This is a genomic window from Rhodopirellula sp. UBA1907, assembly GCF_002337565.1.
In the GTDB taxonomy this organism is placed as follows: domain Bacteria; phylum Planctomycetota; class Planctomycetia; order Pirellulales; family Pirellulaceae; genus Rhodopirellula; species Rhodopirellula europaea.
In genome coordinates this window covers 30,685-50,885 of record NZ_DDGH01000056.1, presented here as the reverse complement: position 1 = coordinate 50,885, position 20,201 = coordinate 30,685, and the positions used below count along the sequence as shown (strand labels likewise).

Annotated in this window: 10 protein-coding genes and 1 pseudogene; 6 read left to right on the top strand and 5 right to left on the bottom strand. The window is 55.5% G+C overall.

The features are described from left to right. Positions 1 to 610 precede the first annotated feature (610 nt). Positions 611 to 2,125, bottom strand: a complete 1,515-nt coding sequence (locus tag B2R17_RS12480; RefSeq protein ID WP_286764251.1) for an LVIVD repeat-containing protein — start codon at positions 2,123 to 2,125, stop codon at positions 611 to 613. Between the two features lie 636 nt (positions 2,126 to 2,761). On the opposite strand from B2R17_RS12480, the gene B2R17_RS12475 reads away from it, so the two are divergent. Continuing rightward, entirely contained in the window at positions 2,762 to 3,475 is a 714-nt protein-coding gene (locus tag B2R17_RS12475) for a thioredoxin family protein (protein WP_286764250.1), read from the top strand. Positions 3,476 to 3,954: 479 nt separating this feature from the next. Here the strand turns inward: B2R17_RS12475 and B2R17_RS12470 are convergent, their stop codons facing one another. The 3 genes from B2R17_RS12470 to B2R17_RS12460 are packed head-to-tail and all read right to left on the bottom strand — an operon-like array spanning position 3,955 to position 11,664. Beyond that, positions 3,955 to 6,807, bottom strand: coding sequence for a PAS domain S-box protein (locus B2R17_RS12470; protein WP_286764249.1), 2,853 nt, complete (start codon positions 6,805 to 6,807; stop codon positions 3,955 to 3,957). Continuing rightward, positions 6,807 to 8,327 (bottom strand): ATPase domain-containing protein, encoded by a 1,521-nt coding sequence (locus B2R17_RS12465; protein ID WP_286764248.1) that lies wholly within the window; start codon positions 8,325 to 8,327, stop codon positions 6,807 to 6,809. The genes B2R17_RS12470 and B2R17_RS12465 overlap by 1 nt, the downstream gene beginning before the upstream one ends. Before the next feature lie 4 nt (positions 8,328 to 8,331). Further along, complete coding sequence (locus B2R17_RS12460) at positions 8,332 to 11,664, bottom strand: PAS domain S-box protein (RefSeq protein WP_286764247.1); 3,333 nt, start codon at positions 11,662 to 11,664, stop codon at positions 8,332 to 8,334. 979 nt (positions 11,665 to 12,643) lie between these two features. Between B2R17_RS12460 and B2R17_RS12455 the strand changes: the two genes are divergently transcribed. Beyond that, positions 12,644 to 13,843: a DUF1559 domain-containing protein gene (locus B2R17_RS12455; protein ID WP_286764252.1), complete on the top strand. Its 1,200-nt coding sequence runs from the start codon at positions 12,644 to 12,646 to the stop codon at positions 13,841 to 13,843. A gap of 124 nt (positions 13,844 to 13,967) precedes the next feature. Continuing rightward, on the top strand, positions 13,968 to 14,153 hold the full coding sequence (locus B2R17_RS12450) for a hypothetical protein (RefSeq protein ID WP_286764246.1): 186 nt from the start codon (positions 13,968 to 13,970) through the stop codon (positions 14,151 to 14,153). Positions 14,154 to 14,157: 4 nt separating this feature from the next. Here the strand turns inward: B2R17_RS12450 and B2R17_RS12445 are convergent, their stop codons facing one another. After that, on the bottom strand, positions 14,158 to 15,369 hold the full coding sequence (locus B2R17_RS12445) for a xylose operon transcription regulator XylR (RefSeq protein ID WP_286764245.1): 1,212 nt from the start codon (positions 15,367 to 15,369) through the stop codon (positions 14,158 to 14,160). 207 nt (positions 15,370 to 15,576) lie between these two features. Between B2R17_RS12445 and B2R17_RS12440 the strand changes: the two are divergent. The 3 genes and pseudogenes from B2R17_RS12440 to B2R17_RS12430 form a co-directional block, all read left to right on the top strand. Beyond that, positions 15,577 to 17,776, top strand: a pseudogene (locus tag B2R17_RS12440) (right-handed parallel beta-helix repeat-containing protein). A gap of 136 nt (positions 17,777 to 17,912) precedes the next feature. Then, positions 17,913 to 19,445, top strand: coding sequence for a sulfatase family protein (locus B2R17_RS12435; protein WP_286764244.1), 1,533 nt, complete (start codon positions 17,913 to 17,915; stop codon positions 19,443 to 19,445). Between the two features lie 53 nt (positions 19,446 to 19,498). After that, positions 19,499 to 20,201: alpha/beta hydrolase (locus B2R17_RS12430; protein ID WP_286764243.1), on the top strand; the 703-nt coding region annotated here is incomplete at its 3' end.

The window sequence follows — 20,201 nt, the reverse complement described above, 5'->3', positions numbered from 1 at the left end:
CTGACATCCCTACCGGGATGAAGCAACCACGCTTAAGACATTTCAAATGCCGAAAGACTCCTGCCGACCTGTGGAGGGCTAAAATAAAATGGCCTTCACTGACATCGGCCTTTCGCTCCCTCCACCAATGAGTCCGCACCTTGCTAGACGACTTCGATCTTTTCGGCGATGTGAGCGGATCCGACAGTTCCATTGGCTGTGGAGGGCTCCTGTTCACATTCGCCCTCGCTGCTCTCCTGTTCATCATCGTTTCGGTTTGGATGTCGTGAGAGCATTTTCATCTTGCGGAGTTGCATCAGGTCCGGCGGATTCCGATTCCCCCAGATCCGCATCGGCCAAACACACCTCCGCTCCCAAACCCACGTGATCTCGCCCGCACCGGCGTCTAACACCGATTGCAGTTTGCTGCCCTATTGTTAGACGCTGAAGTTTGTCCAACTGCTGCGCGGAAAGCGCGACCATGGAAGTGCCCAACAGCGGCTGGGGTACACGCTTTAGAGGGCGACTCCACAAGCCAGTCGTCAATCGAAGCTACTCCCTTTGACCGGCTGTTGTCCGACTCGGAAGGAATGCGAACTGCAACGGTTCCGATGCTCCAAGTCTCCTCGGTTCACTCGACCTGTTCCGTGTAACGAATCACGTGCAGTGCTTTCAGTCCGAAAACGCCATCGGCCACAAACGCCAGCTCTCCGAAGATGTCCACCTTCTTTGCATGCCCGATCGTTCGGGAATAACCGACACGCCGCACGTTCTGCGGATCCGAAACGTCAAGCACGACAATGCCAGCGGCGCGATCAGCAACGACCGCCAAATCGCCGGAGACGGAGACGTCCTGGGATCCGCCGGTCGATCGGTAGATGCCCGTCTGCACGGGGGCGGTTGGGTCGGAGACATCGACGACCTGCAACCAGGAGGCCCCACCGTGCATCGAAGTTGCGATGTAAGCGGTTGACCCGACAACGTCGACTCCACGTACCCATCTACCGCGGCCCTCAAAAATCCCTCGCAGAACAGGAGCTCGTTGATTCGTTACGTCGGTAATACGAAGTCCATATGCGTTTGCCAGATAGAGTGTTGATCCCGATACGGTGAGGTCGTAGTTGGTAGCGCCCTTGGGTGTACTGTGCGAGGCAACCAGAATTGGATTGCCCGGATCCGAAACGTCGACCACCTGCACTTGCTGGGTATCAGCACGGCCGTTCCAGTTGGTGGCAAACACCAAGTCTCCTGCCCGGTGAGCAAGCTTGGGTGGATTGCCGGGCACGTCGCAGTTCCCGAGTGCCGAGGGATGCTGTGAGTTACGGATATCCCAGCTCTGAATCTTTGAGCCAGTGACGGACCACGCGATGTTTGATTTGGCGGAGATCAAATGCGATTTTTGGGGAAGTCGGAACCACTCAAAAAGAAGCAGCAGCGGATCGCCCTTGAGGATCCGCGATACGACTTCCCCTTGTCGAATGACGAGCACATCACCATCTACTTCGACAACTCGGGCTTGTTCACCGATCACGCCAACGACTTCGGTGCCCGGATTTTGAATCAACTGTGCGCGATCGACGGCGACATCGCTAGCGTTGGGCTTGTGGATCGCCGTTCCCGTCAATAGTGGTTGCTGACCGGAATTGATGTTAACACGGAGCGCGTCGCCATCCGCTGCTAAATTGACATTCAGTGGCCCGAACACATCGCCATCGAGAGCCCAACGAAGTCCGTCATTGGTGATCTGAACGTCGTCGACTCTTTTTTGAGGTCCCTTCATACTGAATCGACTGTGGCCCACGATGAGCTTCCCATCGAGATCTGCCACAACCATTCCCATTGAAATTGGATCGTCCGGCTCGGCACTTATTCTTCGCAGGGATAGTTCCCAGGCACCCATGAACTCCCGAGCTTGCTCCACTGCTCTTTTGGATTCGGCATTCTGCTTTAACGCCGAGTCTTCGTCGGTCAACGTGGCACGGTGCGCAGAGATTGATCGCCGATGTCGCGTTTCGCCCTCACCGGTGACTACCGATCCACTCATCGATTCACCAGCTACCGTCAGCTCAACCCGTGCGTCAAAAGGTTTGACTCCGTATTGAAAACTCAGGATGTCTTCTTCTAGGTTCACAAGACTGGTCGTCACGACACCAGCATTGCTTCGCAGAGTCACGCTCCAGGCGTCTGACCGGTGCACAACTTCGAGACCAATCGAGTCGGGCGACTGGGGTGAGTCGACTGACATGACCCAAGCACCCGTTACCTTCGAAGGGCCAACCGCACTAAGAGAGCTGGGTGATATCGCGATCATCGTGGCCACCAGGCAGCTCGTAAGCACCACGCGAAACGGAAGAACAGTAACTAACATTCGCAAATTGACTCAAGGCGATACGGACTTGTTTAGCGGTAAGGTTAGAAAACGTGATTTGAACAGGGATCATACACCGCGAAGGTACTTGCAGTAACACAAGTTCATTCTGACTCACCTATCCCCCACCGAGTTTGGGCCGCCCCGCTAATGAGCACCGGTGGCCGACACCGGTGTACCGAGTTTTGGACAGCCACGGCGGAACGATGCTTCAAGTCTCGTTGCCTGCTTCCGATTCGCCCATGATTCTCCATCGAAAATGGGCGGGGAGCGGAGAAGCTTTGTTCGCTGGACTTCGGGCGGATCTGGACCCGCCGTGGGCGAAAGATCTTTTTTGCAAATCGGTGTCGGGCAGCGAAGAGAAATGGCGGGGGTCAGGTAGAGGACTTACCCGACCGTCAATCGAGAACAATCATGAACGACACCGAATCTGACCTTCCGCCCATTGAATCGATGGATCCACGCCCGCAGCCAAAGCCCCTGTTTCAGTTTTGGCGTTGCTTCTGGCTGATATTTCTTGTGGTGTCGCTGGGCTATGCTTGGCATTGCTTCTACGTTCCCGCGAACGAGATCGCTTGGGCAACGGACTACGCCTCGGCCAAGCAGCAAGCAGCCAAGGCTGACAAACCGATTCTGCTCTATTTCACTGCCAACTGGTGTGTTCCCTGCCGCGTCATGAAACGCCAAGTTTGGGCCGATTCACAGGTGAAAGAATTGGTCAATGCGGAGTTTGTTCCGGTAGCAATCGACGTGGGCGATCCGGAAAACGCGGAGGTCATGGCGGCTTACGCCGTTCAAGGTCCGCCGGTCACCATCGTTTGCGACTCACAAGGGAATGTGTTGGATTGGCGAGCAGGACGAATCAGCAAACCGGTCTTCCTCGAATTGCTTGGTTCGTCGCATTCGCTGAGCGGTGGTTTCGAAAGGATTTACACGATGTGCAGGGTGATGCGCTCTTCAGGTTTGTGCTGCATGACAGACTGGAAGCCTTTTTGTACCCCACACCTTTTGGGAGCCGCTTGCGTTGGGAATACAGGCGTTTTGAAGCCAAACATCCCTGGTCCAGGGATCATTAGTGTTCGATCAGCGGAGATTAGTGTTCCCTTGGCCGCTCTGGCGGAACACTAATCCACTCTGATCGGACACTAATCTTTGGTGTTTCGAGATGTGGGGTATAAAAAGCTGGAAGCCACTTAACATGTAGCGGCCTGTTGATTGAATGAGTCGTACCGCGTTCGCGGCGGCTATCAGACGCCAACCGGGGCTAACGCCCAACGGCTCATTGTTGTCATTCGGCATATGACTAAATTAACAGCCCGGTAGCCGACTCAGGCCTTGAGTCGGCTCAACTCGTCGATCAACCAGATCCTCTGGAATCAAGTCCGACTGGACGGCCATCAACATGGCCATCGCTTCTTCTTTGTCGACTGAGGGCCTCAGTCGACTACGCTACTCGCATCGTCATGGATGTTCTTCCAGGTGCTCTCGTTTGAGTCACATCCTTTCGATCTCTGCTCGGTCAGATAGCAAAGCCCAAGCCATCGCGAGATTTTGTCTCTTGAGCAGAATTGGGTTTGGTCGAACCGCCCCGTTCAACGAAGCAGATGCTACGACTTCAGCAACCGATCGATCATCGCGATCAGTTTTTGACTGTCCAGCGGCTTGGTCGTGTAGTCGGTGCAGCCGGCCGCCAAGCATTCGTCGCGATCGCTCTTCATCGCATTGGCCGTCAGCGCAATAACGGGCAGCTCGCAACCGCGACGACGAAGTTCCGCCGTGGCATCGTACCCGTCCAAGACTGGCATCTGCATGTCCATCACGATCAAATCAATCGCGGCTCTCGGCTCGGCAAAAATGGTGTCGATTGCCTCTTGGCCATTGGTCGCTGTGATGACCGTCCCGCCAGCTTTCTCGATGAAATGCTGAGCCAGATAGCGAATATCACGACGGTCATCGACCACCAAGATATTCGCCGAGATTCGAATCTCTTCTTTGACCTTTTCAGAAGAAACATCGATCAACAGGTTTGGCTCCACCAACCGTCCCGACGACACCGCTTCGATCGTCAAGGTGAACGTGCTGCCCTTTCCATAGGTGCTTTCGACCGATACGTCTCCGCCCAATGCGTGTGCTAGGCGGCGACAAATTGCCAGTCCCAATCCGGTCCCGCCAAAGGAACGCGTCGATGTGCTGTCCGCTTGAACAAACGGTTCAAACAACGACGCTTGATCTTCCGGTTTGATTCCAATTCCCGTGTCGACAATCTGGAAGATCAATCGGCAAGTGCCGGCGGGCGGCGATTGTGAATTCGATTCATCAATCTCTTCAGCACGCGTTCCGGGGCCGTCGTAGCACACCAGAATTTTCACTTCGCCGCTGTCCGTGAATTTGATCGCGTTGCCGACCAGATTCAACAGAACTTGCCGAAGTCGAACCGCATCGGTTTCGATCAGATCCGGGATCGGACCGTCGAACTCAATCTTCAGTGGCAGATGTTTTTCAGACGCTCGAACATCCATCAACGAGCGGACCTCCGCCAACAAACCATCGGGCCGAACTCGGTCGGTTTCCAATTGCATCTTGCCCGAATCAATCTTGGACAAATCCAAGATGTCGTTGATGATGTTCAACAAGAAGTTCCCGTTCCGGCGGATTGTTTCGACCACCTGAATGTTGTCCGGATCCTTCAAATGGTCCTTCAGGATATCCGCATGACCGAGGATCGCGGCCATCGGCGTCCGAATCTCGTGCGACATGTTCGCCAGGAATTCGCCACGGGATCGGTTCGCATTTTCGGCCACCACCTTGGCTTGTTCGAGTGATTGCTCAAACGCCTTTCGATCATCCACGTCGATGACATAACCGGTGTAGCCGACGAAAACGCCATCCGAATTGAAACGTGGTCGCCCGACATCAACGACCCACCGGTATCTGCCATCGGCCATTCGCAAACGGAACTCTGACCAGAACGGCTCACGGGCTTCCGCTGCGGTCAAAAACTCCTTGCGAGCACGTGCGTGGTCGTCGGGATGAGACGCATTCGTCCAGCCGAGGCCCATCCCTTCTTCCTGAGTTTGGCCGGTCGTGTCGTACCAGTTCTTGGACAGGAACGTGCACATGTGGTTTTCGTCAGTCACCCACAGCATCGCAGGCGAAGCGTCCGCGATCTCACGAAAGTACCGCTCACTTTCGCGAAGCAAATCCACCGACAACTGACGCTGCGTGTTGTTGTAGAAATGACAAACCACGCCATGGCGGCTGTCCGGCAACACGATTCGCTCGACTGACCAATCATAGGCCTCGGTCTCGCTGGTATCGACTCTCTGTTCCACCAACGGTGGCGCAACGTAAGGCTCGCCGGTTTCGAGAGTGTGCCGAAACACTCGAATCGCTTCCTCGACGAACTCGTTTGGCCAGATCGTTCTCATGACCTCTTCGAACGGTCTGCCAATCAATGGCTCCGCATTGATAAATACCTTTCTTGCTCCGGCACTGACGTAACGCATTCGAAAATCTGCGTCGACAACATACAAACCTTGCGGGTTGTCGTTGATCAGCCGCTGAAACGTTTCGTGTGACTGACGCAGTTCCATTTCGGCGGTTTTGCGTTCCGTGATATCCCACTGCAAACCCGTGTAACGCAACGTCTTTCCGGACTTTCCCTTGACCGGTTCGCCGACGGCCACCAACCATCGCTCACCAAGTTTCGGGTGGTTGATTCGAAACTCCGATCGGAAAGGAACGTTCTTCTCAATCGCCTCAGCCCAGTGATTCGCAATTTGTTCGCGTTCCGATTCCACAATCGATCCGAACATCGCCGACTCACTCGGCTGAACGTTCTTGCCGAACCCGTGCAAACGCCGAAAAGCGTCAGACCAATAAACGTGCGTCTTGCTCCACTCCCAAGGCGCCATACCGCCGGCCTGAATCGCCATGTCCAATCGGCGGGCCTCTCGGCGAAGGCTGGTCTGGGCTCGATCTTTCTCGAGCAGCAGATCTCGCACCTCGAACTGCCGCATGCGGTCTCGCAATTTGGCCCGCACCGTGTTGATGAAGACCGCGATCCGCAGCGGTCGATTGATCAACGTGACGTGTTCCAGCGAGAGGATCCGCTGCAAGAGTTGTGAATCGGGATCGCCGGCTTGCAGAAGCACCAGAATCGGCACCTCGGACCACTTGGGTTGCCGAGCGAGCGAAGTTTTCAAAGCCGCAATGGCTGAATCAGTCAGGTGTTCCTGCGCGATCAATGCAATGCCGGCACCTTCGAGGATCGTGCTGGCGAATCCTTCGATCGTTTCGCAGCAACAAACGGCGACATCGTATTCCGCCAGGATCTTGGCACACAGTTTGGCGTCCTGCTGCGTGGGCGCGAACGCGACGACACGTTGATTGTTGCGGTCTTGATCCGAGGTGGAATCCCCCAATTCATCCTCGATCACTGCTTTTCGTAATGACTCCATCAGCTCGGACGACCTTCCCTGTCGGCTCTCTCGATCAACGAATCGTTCTCGCCTTTGAACTCAGGCACCCCCGTCAGAATGCCACGGAACTTGGTCAGAGGTGGACCGATCTCGATACCTTTGTCGCTGAGTTTGAATTCACGGATCGTCCGTTCATGCCGCCCGGTGCGTTTCTTGATGACGGAGATCGCTTGCCGAATTTGTCCATCGGCTTCGAAGTAGCGGAACAGCACCACCGAATCAGCCAAGTAGCTGGTGTCGACTGGGGTTGCCATCGCCTGCCCCAACATTCCGTGCTGCGCGACGACAACCAACGTCAGGATGCCGCGTTTGCCGAGGTACTGCAGCATTTCATGCATCTGAATGATGAGAAACTTCTCATGAGGCATCGCGTTCAGATAGCCATTGACGCTGTCGATGGCAACGATACCGACCCGGCGGCCTTGGTCGTCAATTTGAACCGACTCGCGTACCAAACACGCGAATTCGCTGGGGGTGATTTCGCCAGGAACCAAGTTGATGACTTGGATCAATCCATCGTCGACACGCTTCTGCAGATCAAACCCGAGCCCTTTGGCACGTACGAACAATGACTGCATACTTTCCTCGAATTGGAACAACACCGCTCGTTCGTTTCGCTCCGCTGCCGCAATCGCGAATTGCAACGCCATCGATGATTTTCCAACACCCGCCGGTCCCAACAACAACGCACTGGTTCCCGCGTTCAATCCGCCGCCGAGCAACTCATCAAATTCTTTGATGCCGCTGTCCACCAAGTGCGTTTCAACAGCTTCGATGGGTTGGTCCGATGCTTCTCGCGGGAAGACCTTCAGTCCACCGCGAACGATTCTCAGATCATGGGCACCGCCGATGAAGCTGGTGCCGCGATGTTTCAAGATCCGCAGCCGTCGTCTTTCGCCACCGTAGTCTGACAACAGATGTTCCAGCCGGATGACTCCATGAGCGATGCTTTGCAAATGCTGATCATCCAACCCCGAATAGTCGTCCAGCAATAGAACCGTGCAACCTCGGCCAACAAAGAACTGTTTGAGAGCAAGAATCTGTCGGCGATATCGCAGTGAACCTTGCGACAACAAACGCATCTCGGACAGCGAGTCAAAAACGACTCGGGTGGGCTGCAGCTCTCTGACGCGTTCTAAAACGCCGTCGACCGTGGTGCTGAGTTCGATCTCGGATGGCTCGAACATCGTGTACTGCAAACGCGCATCTTCAGTCGCCTTCGTATCGATCAATTCATAGATGTCGATGTTGTCGAGCGACCAACCATGCGACTCCGCGACTCCCTCGAGCTCTTGCTTGGTTTCCGAGAGCGTGACGTACAACCCGTTCTCACCTTTGCGGGCACCTTCCAGCAGGAATTGCAACGCGAGCGTTGTCTTGCCGGTGCCGGGCATTCCCTCGACCAAGTACAGCCGATCGGCGGTCAGTCCCCCGTGCAGGATATCATCCAGTGGCGGGTTGCCGGTGCTGATTTTCGAAGGTGAGTTTTGCGTCGTCATGTCGTCAGTTGCCTTTGCTTTCAACCGAGCCTGAATTCGGCTCTGTGAATTGGGCGATCAATCCAATCATTCGATTCGCGTCGATCGGTTTTGAGAGGTAATCATTGCACCCCGCTTCCAAGCATTCGTTCATGTCACCCTGCATGGCATCGGCGGTAAGCGCAATGATCCATCCCGAATAACCCATCCTGCGAAGCGTCCGAGCAGTTTCGTATCCGTCCAGGTTGGGCATTTGCATGTCCAGAAGGATCAAATCTGGACAGTCGTCATTGTTCAAGCGGTCCGTCATGTAATCAACCGCGAGTTGTCCGTCCTCACACTCGTCCACCGTTGCCCCCGCCTTGGTGAGCAACGCTCGGCTGAGAAAACGAATGTCATGACGATCGTCGACCACGAGCACATGGCAACGTAACGGTTTCTGCACGCCCGCCAACCGGTTGCCGCCAGTTCCCGAGGTTCCCGCGTTCGATCTGGACGACATTTCGTCGTGATCCACGTCAAATGCGTGCGAATAGTCTACCATCGCGACATCCGCCAAATCGCCCACGGCGACCGACACGGTGAACGTGCTACCGACGCCTTCCGTGCTGCTCGCAATGATCGTTCCGCCGAGCATCTCGGTCAGCCGTTTGCTGATCGCCAGCCCCAAGCCCGTTCCGCCGAAGGTCCGCGTCACGCTGGCGTCACCTTGCGAAAACGGTTTGAACAAACGTTTCTGTTGTTCGTCACTCATCCCGATGCCGGTGTCAACGATATCGATGTGCAACAACTTGTTGAATCGAACTCGGATTTGCACCCGACCCTTTGGCGTGAACTTGATCGCGTTGCCAACCAAGTTGATCAGAATCTGCTTCAATCGTTTGCCATCGGATTCGATCAGCTTGGGCAACAGACCGATGTACTGAACGTCCAACGAAAGGTCGCTTTCTTTCGCACGCACCTCCATGATGCTGCGGACGTCTTCGATCAGTCGAGCGGGTTCAAATCGTTCGCGATGGACTTCCAGTTTGCCGGCTTCGATCTTCGACAAATCCAATATGTCGTTGATGATTTCCAACAAGTAGTCGCCGTTGCGCCGGATCGTTTCCAGGTGCTCGCTCGCTTGCGGATCCTCGATCATGTCCCGAACCAAATCGGCGTATCCCAAGATCGCCGTCATCGGTGTCCGAATCTCGTGCGACATATTCGCAACAAAAGCACTCTTGGATTGGCTTGCCGCTTCAGCAACCGCCCGAGCTTGTTCGAGTTCGAGTTGCGATTCCGCTCGCTCGATTCGCAAATAAACCATCTCGGTCAAGTTGTCTAAGAAGCGAACCTCATCATCACGCCATCGATACGGTTTGTCTTTAGTGATGAACAACGTCCGATGCAAAATCTTCGTCGCTTCGAAGGAACCCTGTGTTACCGCCGCGATTCCCAGGTCTGCAAATTGTTGAATCTTCTCGGCACTTCGCCCCGAATGGCTGATGTCATCAATTCGGGTCGGTTTGCCGGATTCAATTTCTCGCATCTCATCATCACTCAGGAAATCCTTGATCTGATGAGTCCCGACGATTGGTGCCAGATGCTCGTCGTGCGATTCGTGGAAGACTTCCGTCGTCTGAGCGTCCAGTCGAATGTAGGCCAAGTAGCAACGTGACGCGGAGAAGTGTTTTCGAATCCGCTGCGTCGCGAGCTGCATGATCGCTTCCGGATCCGTCAACTCACTGAGTTGTTCCAGCAACTCCGAACGCACACGAGCTTTGACTTGCCGTCGCAGATCGACGGTGACATCCATCGTGACACCGAAGAAGTCAGCGATGCCCCCATTCCCGTCAGCGACGACTTGCCCGATCGCCCGAATCCAACGTTGATTCCCGGATGGCAAATCAATCGTGTACTCTTCGCGATAACTCGAGAAGTTCTTCATCGCATTCGTGATCGATCCAATCACGCGATCTCGATGGTTCGGTGAGATTCGCTTGGCAAAGTCATCAAGCGTGACATCTTGCTCGTCGTCGAAACCCCACATCCGCCTGAGCGGACCGTCAAGAATCAGACGCTGCTGATTGCTGTCCCAACCCCATGCGGCAATGCCGGCGAACGCCAAGGATTTATCCAGCCGAGCGGACGCACGTTTGAGCTCAACTTCGTGGGCCTTCTGAACAGTCGTGTCACGAACCTCGATCACAGTCGAAACGGGTTTGCCATCCTCAAAGATCGGACTCGCGGCACAGACAACCGGAAACGAGCTGCCATCTTTTCGAAAGAACAGATCCTCATGGGCGCGAACAGAAAAGTCCTCCGGCAGCGCTCGGTCGATCGGGCACTCCGACATCGGATACGGACGACCATCGGGATAATGATGGTGGATCAAATCATGAAGCGGTGCTGATCGAATTTCCTCCTCATCAAAACCAGTCATGTCGAGCAACGCTTGGTTGCAATAGATCACGTGACCGGTGGCATCCATCATCACCAAGCCCTGGGTCGAGTTCTCAGCGATCGTGCGCACGAGCCGCTCACTCTTTCGCAGCTCGACTTCCGCTCGATGCCGGTCACGAATGTCAGTCCCGGATGGAATCAGAAACTCGACTTCGCCATCGTCGTTCATCACCGGTGCGATCATGAAGTCGATGCGGACACCTTCCTCACCGTACGCAAACAACGAGACATCGAATCGGACGACCTCGCCTGCATACGCTCGCTGCATCGCGTCTCTGACTTTGTCGGCAACCCTTGGGTCATAGGTCCACCACGGCGCATCGGCAAAGTGTTTCCCAATCACGTCCTCGCGAGAAACTTTGGCAATCTCCAAACTTCGATCATCGACCTCGACCAAAATCCCATCTCGATCGATCACGCCAACCAACCCGAGTTGGTGATTGATGACTCGCCGCAGATGTGCCTCCCGCTCGGCAGCTTCCGAGTGATGAGTCTCTTTCGAGCGAGAAGTCTTGGGATCATCGATGGCGGAGCTCATCAAGACCCAGCAAGCGATCGAACCATCGGCTTGGCATTGAGGCACCGCCTGAACTTGCACGCCGGTGTACGCTCCATCTTCCCGTCGCAGCCGAAACTCGATCGCAGCGACGCCCTCGCGAGCCGAATTGTTCAGGGCCTCAGCCGCTGATTGACGGTCCTCGGGATGGACAGCATCGAGCCACTGCGCTCTCGGCAAATGATCGAGTGTTTGGCCAGTGAAAGCACGCCAACTGGGCGAGTCCTCAACAAACTTTCCGTCGCGGTCAACGATCCAAACAATTCGCGATGACGCTTCCGCTAGCAATCTGAACGCTTCCTGGCCTGCCGCGGACGCTCCCACGCCAACAATCAAAGGAGAATCCGGGTCCGTCATTCGCTCAACGCTCGTTCAGTTCTGATGTTACGTCTGCATATCCGCCTATGCAAAACTTGTTCAGCGTCCATTCATGGTGCGTAAATTGAATCCGCCCCTCGAGATGCCGTCAATCCAATCGCTCAACGATTACTTCCTCTCCCGGTCGTATTGCGCAGAAAGTGTCGCGACCACTGGCGTCAGCACACGCTGCTGATGAGCGGACACCTCGTGAGCACGCAAAATGCGACCGTCTCGACACAATGTAGACGAATTCAGCGCGCACCCTCCGCTCGTCTCAGCCACAAACCAGACGAGAACAATCGCGAGCCAGGCACAACTGCGTGCATCCAGCCAATGCAATTGTTTCCGCGAGCACGTTGCTGACCTGCGAATCATGCGGATCTCAATGATTGCCGCCCCAGCAATCCAGCCCAAACTTCAACCGCCACGTCAACAATGAGTCAGTCGCCAACGAGACAATGTCCATCTCGATTGAACACGACCTGCCCCGTCGCACCTTATCCATTTGAACGCTGGATCCAACCGAACGGTGCATCCACTCGAACGCTGCATCCACTCAAACTCTCCGGTTGCGAATCAAAGAATAGACGCCGCAGCTGGTTGATGCTTTGCCTCTGCCATCGTCGGAAACCAACAGCGTTCAACCGTCGAGTCAGCAGCCCAACCAGGCGCACCCACTGGAAAACCAACCGATCGTTATCGGCGGACAACCCAACGCTAATTACCCATATCGCGCAGCAACCCACCGCTGCCAGTCGCAAAATGACATAAGACGGCCGTGGAAATTCATTGTTTGTCGGTTCCACAATCGATAGGTTTCAAAGACAGCCCATCAGTCATCGGCATTCGTCGAAGGTCATTCGACCTAACAATCGAAGATGCGAAAGCTTGCACGGTCTTATCAAGCCCATGCGTTTTCGTCGTTCGGAAATTGGATGACTGCTATTCATTGAGCGCATTTAAAATGGGGACCATTATGACGTACTCAAGGCAACGACGCGGTTTCACCTTGGTTGAACTCCTCGTCGTCATCGCAATCATCGGCGTACTCGTCGGATTGCTTCTTCCCGCGGTGCAAGCTGCCCGCGAAGCCGCACGGCGAATGAGTTGCAGCAACAACTTCAAACAGATGGGATTGGCAATTCACAATTACCATTCCGCCTTCAACCAAATGCCCACACACGGTGCGGGAACAAACCCGGAGCCGCCGGATGCCTGGTACAAAACATCCACCACGGGCAACCGCATGCGTTTGAGTGCCTTGGTTCCGATGTTGCCATACATTGAACAACAAGGTTTATGGGAACAGATCTCCAACCCCAGCACCCAACGCACCGACGGCGCAGTTCAGTCGCCGCCGTGGCCTGCGATGGGCCCCACCCCAGATCAAATTCAGTACATGCCTTGGGTCAACGAGATCCCAACCTTCCGTTGCCCGAGCGATCCTGGTCGTGGTTTGCCCGCGTTGGGACGGACCAACTATGGTGCGTGCATGGGTGATTCAATTTGGCAATTGCACTACGGACCCTATAACAACAACCGGACAACAATCACCAACGGTCGCGCACGGCAAGCCCGCGATGCACACCGCGGATTCTTCATGCCTTTGCAAGTTTCCAAGTTCCGTGACACGCTCGACGGTTTGTCCAATACCATCGCGATGGGCGAGATGATCACGGCATTGCAAGACGGTGATAAGCGAGGCAACAGCGTCGCGACCAACGGTGGCAACTCGGGTCCCTTTGGCCTCGCCGCCTTGCGTCGCAACCCCAACATCTGCACCGACCGCGGCTACGTTGACCCTGAGCGGCCGCAATTCTGGCTGCCGGAGTTCCAACAACAAAACCGCCGCAACTTTGCTCGCGGCCACCGCTGGGCCGACTACCTGCCGTTGATGTCAGGCGTCCTCACGATTTTGCCTCCCAACCGAGAAGCATGTGGTCGGTACAACGCGTTGGGGACAACCTTGGTCGCAACCGTCTCCAGCCGGCACCAAGGCGGTGCTCACGTCTTGATGGGTGATGGTGCCGTTCGGTTCGTGACTGATTCCATCGAAGCCGGCAATTCAAATGCGCAAAACATTTGGCAAAACAATGTGCCCGGCTCGGCGAGTCCCTATGGATTGTGGGGCGCTCTTGGAACACGTGCTTCCAAAGAAACAACGGAAGAATTCTGACGCCTCAGCTTCAACGCCAGAACGATTCCATGTTTCTTCTGCCCGTATTCATTGCAACGACTTCATTACAACGACGGGCAGAAGCATCCTTTTTGAAACAACAAACTCGAACGAGAATCAACCGATGAATTCAGTTTTGAAATACTCTCTTGTGATGATGGTCACTTGTGTCCTGTCCGGTTGTGGCGGGTCCGACCAAAACCCTCTGGCCACCGACGGTGCCACCGCAGACGACTTGGCCAAGTACGAAGCCGAATTGGCGGCGACCAACTCAGACGCGGGCTACGATGAACCAGTGCCCGCGGAATAGACCGCTATGGTTTGAGGTCATCGCCTGCGATTGATTCCAGACGATGCTTCCGCCGGTAGTGACCGGGAGGAACACCGGTTAGCTTTTTAAAGAACTTCGCCATGTGCTCGTCATAGTTGAATCCGGTGAGCCTGGCGATTTTCTTCAGTGGTTGCGAAGTGGTCTCGAGCAACTCTTTGATCCGAGCCAAACGAATGGACGCGATCAGATCCGAAGGCGATTGATCCAAGTAAGTTCGCATCCGACGTTCGAGCGATCGCCGGGACATTGGCACCGCATCGGCGACATCCTGCACCGACACACCTCGACAAGCGTTTTCGCGAATGAAGCGGTAGGCCTTGGTAAATTCAGCGTCATCCACAGGAATCGCATCGGTCGAACCGCGCACGACAATTCGCCGAGCCGGTACCCAGGTCAGTTTGGCAGGAACGCTCTCGCCAGCCATCATCAGGTCCAACATCGCTGCCGCTTCGTACCCGATTTTCTCCGTGTTGGGTTCGACGCTCGTCAGCGGTGGAGAACACAACGGACAAATCACGTCGTCGTTGTCGACTCCAACGACGGCGATTTCATCGGGAACATGAATGTTGCATTCGTGGCACGCATTCAACAACTGTTGCGCGCGGATGTCGTTGCAAGCCAAAACGCCAACGGGCTTTGCAAGCGATTTGAGCCATCGCCCCAAACCATCCTCGTCGAGCATCCCGCTCTGCTCGGCATCAAAGGTTGTCGCGTGAACTGGACCGGGTGACTCGTATGCAACAACGTCATGCCCCAAAGAACGGACATACTTCCGCATCTCGGAGAGTCGACGATCGGAGTAGTTTGCACCTCCAAAACCGCAGAACCCAAACTGGGTGTATCCACGGTCTCGCAAATGATCGACGGCGAGCTTCACAACCGATGCGGGCTCGGTATCAAAGCCGGGAATCTTCCCCGCTGATCGCCAACACCTGAGATCGATGACCGGCAAACCCAAATCCTGAATGGCTTCAATCATCTTCGGCGTCTCAGCCCGAACAAGCACACCGTGGCCCTTCCACCGCGAAAGCCAAGAGGGCGGATCCGCATTGATCGTCATCTCCTGATGTCGGAGCGACCAATCACCTTGCTCTTGTGCATAAGCGGCGATCCCACGCAGCAGCCCGCGACCATAGGCGCGAGAGGACTCGATCAGCAGTGCCACACACTTCGTATCCGTTGGGCCGGTCGGCATGGGTGTCGCACATGTTCCAGTAAAAGACGCAAAGTGAAAGGTGCAACGCCACTAACACAGCACTGCGGGCCACTATACTGCCTGTTTGTCGCTGTCGCAAACAATCAGGGGGCACGAAACCGCTCCCATGGCCGACATGCAAACCCGAACGATCACGAAGCGTTCCGGCGAAAACGGTTTGTCGAGAGTCCAAGAGAAATTCCCCCAGTGAATCGCAAAGCAAAGCTGAGCTCGTTCCAATTCTTCGCCCTGGTCCTGCTAACGATCTCGGTGGCAGTCGGCGATTACTGCGCCGCCGAACCGGCCGATTTCTATGTCTCCCCCAAAGGTCGTGACAATTGGTCCGGCAAGCTCGCAGAACCAAACGATTCCCAATCCGACGGACCGTTTGCATCGATTGCCAGAGCTCGTGACGCAATCCGACACTCCGGCAAAAACAATTCAAGCGATACGTTGGTTCTGATTCGTGGCGGTACCTATCGCCTGACAGAAACCGTGGTCTTCGGACTGCAGGATTCAGGACACCGTGACGGCAAAGTCACCTACGCGGCTTACCCAGATGAAACACCGGTGTTCAGTTCCGGCCAAGCAATCACGGACTGGCAACCTGTCACGACGGCCCCGCCCGGTCTTCCGGATAAAGCTTTCGGCAAGGTGCAGGTCGCTGACGCCTCCGGCCGGTTCCACACACTCTTTGATGCAGAAGGCATGCTCCCGCGAGCCCGATCTCAAGGGTTCATTCCGCTAAAAGGTGGCAGTCGCGACGAGCTGCATTTTCCGGCGGGTCGCCTGAAGGACTGGCCCAACGTCGAAGACATCGAGATCGTTGTTCGCCCGCATCATGCTTGGATCGTGAACATCCTGCCGCTGGAATCCGTGAACGAGGAGAAGCAGATCGCCCGAACGTCGATCGACGCGACCTATGCGATGAACCCGCTGCACTTCCTCAAAACAACCAACTCGTGCTGGGTGGAAAATGCCCTGGAGGAACTCGACGAGCCAGGCGAATGGGCTCTCAATACTCAAACTGGCAAACTCTATCTTTGGCCGCGAAACGATTCGCCAATCTTGGCCCCAAGGCTGAAGGAACTGATCCGCATCGAAGGCAAGATTGACAAAGAAGGCCCGCGAGACATTCCAGTGACGAACCTTTGCTTGCGTGGTCTGACTTTCATGCACGGCGAACGGTTCAGCATTGCTCCCGACGATGCGGGATTGCAGCACGACTGGGGACATGCACGACAAAGCCAACGCGCTGGTCCGGTTGCGAGGAACAGAACATTGCAGAATCCAGCAATGCCACTTTGCTCACAGCGGTGGATCCGCGATTCGTGTTGACCTGCACGGCCAACACAACGCGATTGCTGGCAACGTGATCGAACACATCGGCGGTGCTGGCATTCTGTTGTGCGGTTACGGTCCCGGCACCAAAGACGTCAATCGCGAAAACCTGGTCTTCAACAACCACATTCATCACACCGGTCGGATCCATTCGCACTCGCCTGGCGTGATGCTTTGGCAGAGCGGCCAAAACCATGTCAAGCACAACCTTGTCCATAACACCCCCTACACCGGGATCATTCTCTCCGGTTGCATGACGGATTTCTTTCGACGCCAAGGCAGAGAACTCGGACGAACCATCCGTCGGCATGAAATCGCATCACTGCCCAAGAATCCTCAACTGGAAGACGTGCTTCCCTACCTGCACACGCACGACAACACCATTGAACTCAACGAGATTCATCACGCGATGGAAATGCTCGGCGACGGCAACGCGATCTACGTTCGTGGGGCAGGTGCGGGAAACGTGATCCGCCGCAACTTCGTTCATCACCTCGTTGCCCCGATGATCATGCAAGCCGCGATTCGCACCGATGGTGGCCAACGCGACACGCTGATCGCTGAGAACCTGATCTACAAGTGCACCTCGCAGGGCATCCTGATGAAGTTGAACACGCGTGTTGAAAACAACATCGTGGCCGACATCATCGCTCCGCCTCGAGGTTACTACCTCTCGGTTCGCGAAGGCCCGCTCACGGGGGCAAGGATCCAGCGAAACATTTTCTACTCGTCCTCGGACACCTGCACGTTCATTGATGAACTGCCGCCCGGGAAAGGACGAACGAACGAGGATCGGCGAGGCAGGGCTTTGGCTCGTTCCAAGGACGCGGACACCGATCACAACATCTACTACTGCGCCAGCGACCCCGCCCTGGGTGAGCAAATGTTGGACAAGCAAAGGCAAGACGGAGTCGACACGCATAGCCGGGCCGTTGATCCGTTGTTTGTGGATCCCGCCAACGGCGATTTCCGACTGAGTCCCGATTCCCCGGCACTGCGTCTTGGCTTCGTGCCTTGGGACGTTTCCAAGGCCGGACTTGTAGATAAAGAAACCGTTCCTCAATGAGTCCTTCTTAGCGGAGCGGCGCCAACCGCCCGGCACGTCACCGGAGGGCTCGCGTCCTGCCGCTATCAATTGCTTCTCCGACATCAGCACCGAACGATCGCACATGCTCACACCAACCTCACCGAGAAACGCTTCGATGATTCGCTTCCTAGCACTTCTTCTTGCGACCGCGATTGTTTGCGGAACTCTTTGTACTCCCGCGTCCGCTCAACCAGACCAACGAAGCGGAAAAAGCAACGCCGAAGCGGCACCCAACATCGTCTTCCTGTTCGCCGACGACCAATCGACCTACTCCGTTGGCTGCTATGGAAACGACGACGTCCTGACGCCCAACATGGATCAACTTGCCCGTGACGGGGTGTTGTTCGACAAGCACTACAACACCACGGCAATCTGCATGGCCAGCCGGGCCAACGTGTTCACTGGAATGTACGAATACAAAACCGGTTGCAATTTCGAACACGGCAACATGCGCCAAGACGTGTGGGCCAAATCGTATCCCGTCCTCCTTCGCGAAGCGGGTTACCTCACCGCCTTTGCCGGCAAGTTCGGATTGGTCGTGGATGGCAAAGGTTTGTGTGAAGACGACTTCGACTTCTGGGGCGGCGGGCCAGGCCAAACGAGTTACGCGACGGCACAGAACAAGTCGATGCGCAAGTTTGCCAAGCAGTATCCCCACTCGACACTTTCTTACGCAGCCTTTGGCAAAGACGTCATCCGTGAAGCGGCGAAGCAAGACCAACCGTTCTGTTTATCAATCAGTTTCAAGGCACCTCACAAACCGGCAACCCCGGACCCACGGTTCAATCACGTCTACGCAGGAAAACAGTTCACCAAACCATTGAACTTTGGACGGGAATACAGCAAGCACCTCGCGCCACAAAGCAAACTCGGTCGGCAATTCCCACGCTTCACCGAGTGGCACTATGACGATGACTACGACGGAGAAATGGCCAAGTACCATCAACAGGTTTATGCCATCGACGTCGCTCTCGGGATGATTCGCGACGAACTGAAAGCTCAAGGCATGGCGGACAACACCGTTGTGATCTACACCAGTGACAACGGTTACATCTGCGGCTCACACGGCTACGGTTCCAAGGTGTTGCCGATGGAAGAATCTTCCCGTGTTCCGCTGATGATCTACGATCCACGCAGCCCACTCAACGGACAACAAGTCCGCTGCAAGCAACTGACCGGCAACATCGATTTCGCTCCCACCATGCTGGAACTAGCAGGCCTTCCAATCCCATCCAACATGGACGGCAAAAGCCTGCTGGGACTGCTGCAAGATCCAGAAGATGGTGGCCACGAACAGATGTCGTTCATCAACGTGTTCGGACCGCTGCCCACTCACAGCCTGAGTTGCCTGACGAAGCAATACAGGTACACGTACTGGTGGTACGGCGACGAGCGAATGGAACCATCCGAGGAATTGTTCGACACGCAAAACGACCCGTTGGAACTGGTGAACCTGGCCACTGAACCAGCAAGCGTGGACGTACTGGAGGCGATGCGAACGCGATACGAGCAAGAGCTCGCGAAGTGGAAATCGCAGGCGGTGGAGTACAACGACTACCAACGACACAGCACGCTGTTCGACCGAAACGTTTCGGTTCAGAACAAGCAACCGTTCATGAGCAAGGAGGCCAAACGAAAGAAGAAATGAAACGACGGTCGTAAACCCCGTACCCATGTCATCTCACCCGGAGACGCCCCACCGTGATCCGCCTTCCCATCCCAGGAACCATCCTGCTCGTTGCCAGCCATTGGTTCCTTTTGCCATCCCTGGCCGATGCCGCTCCTCCCGCCCAAACAGCGGCTGCCACGCGGCTGATGCAAAAGTTTGACAAGAACGACAACGGAGCCTGGGAACAGAACGAAAATTCGCGTGCCTGGAACCGCTATCGAAAACTCGACACCAACCAGGACAAGATACTTTCGATCGACGAACTGAGCCAAGAACGAACGGCGACTCTGGACACCGACGGAGAACGCAAGCTCGATCTCGTTTACAAAACGGTCGGGCAAAAAGAACTGCTGTTGGACCTCTACTACCCGGCCAAACTGGGCTCCAGTGAACAGCAAACCGACGAACGGCCTACCGATGAACGCTGCCCCGTGATCGTGTACACGCATGGAGGCGGATGGGCGGCAGGCAGCAAACAGGGCGCCGCCAAAGGTTCGTTCAAAACCGTGTTTGAGCAACTGCTCCAGCAAGGATTCGCGGTGGCGTCGGTGAACTATCGGCTGTGCAAGCCAAACAGTGGTGTGATGATGCGGGACTGCGTGATCGACTCGAAGGATGCGGTTCGCTATCTGGCAAAGAACAGCCAAACGCTTCGGCTCGATCCCACGCGTTTCTTCGTCATGGGCGATTCCGCCGGCGGGCAGATCGCACAAATGCTGTTGCTGACGACATCGG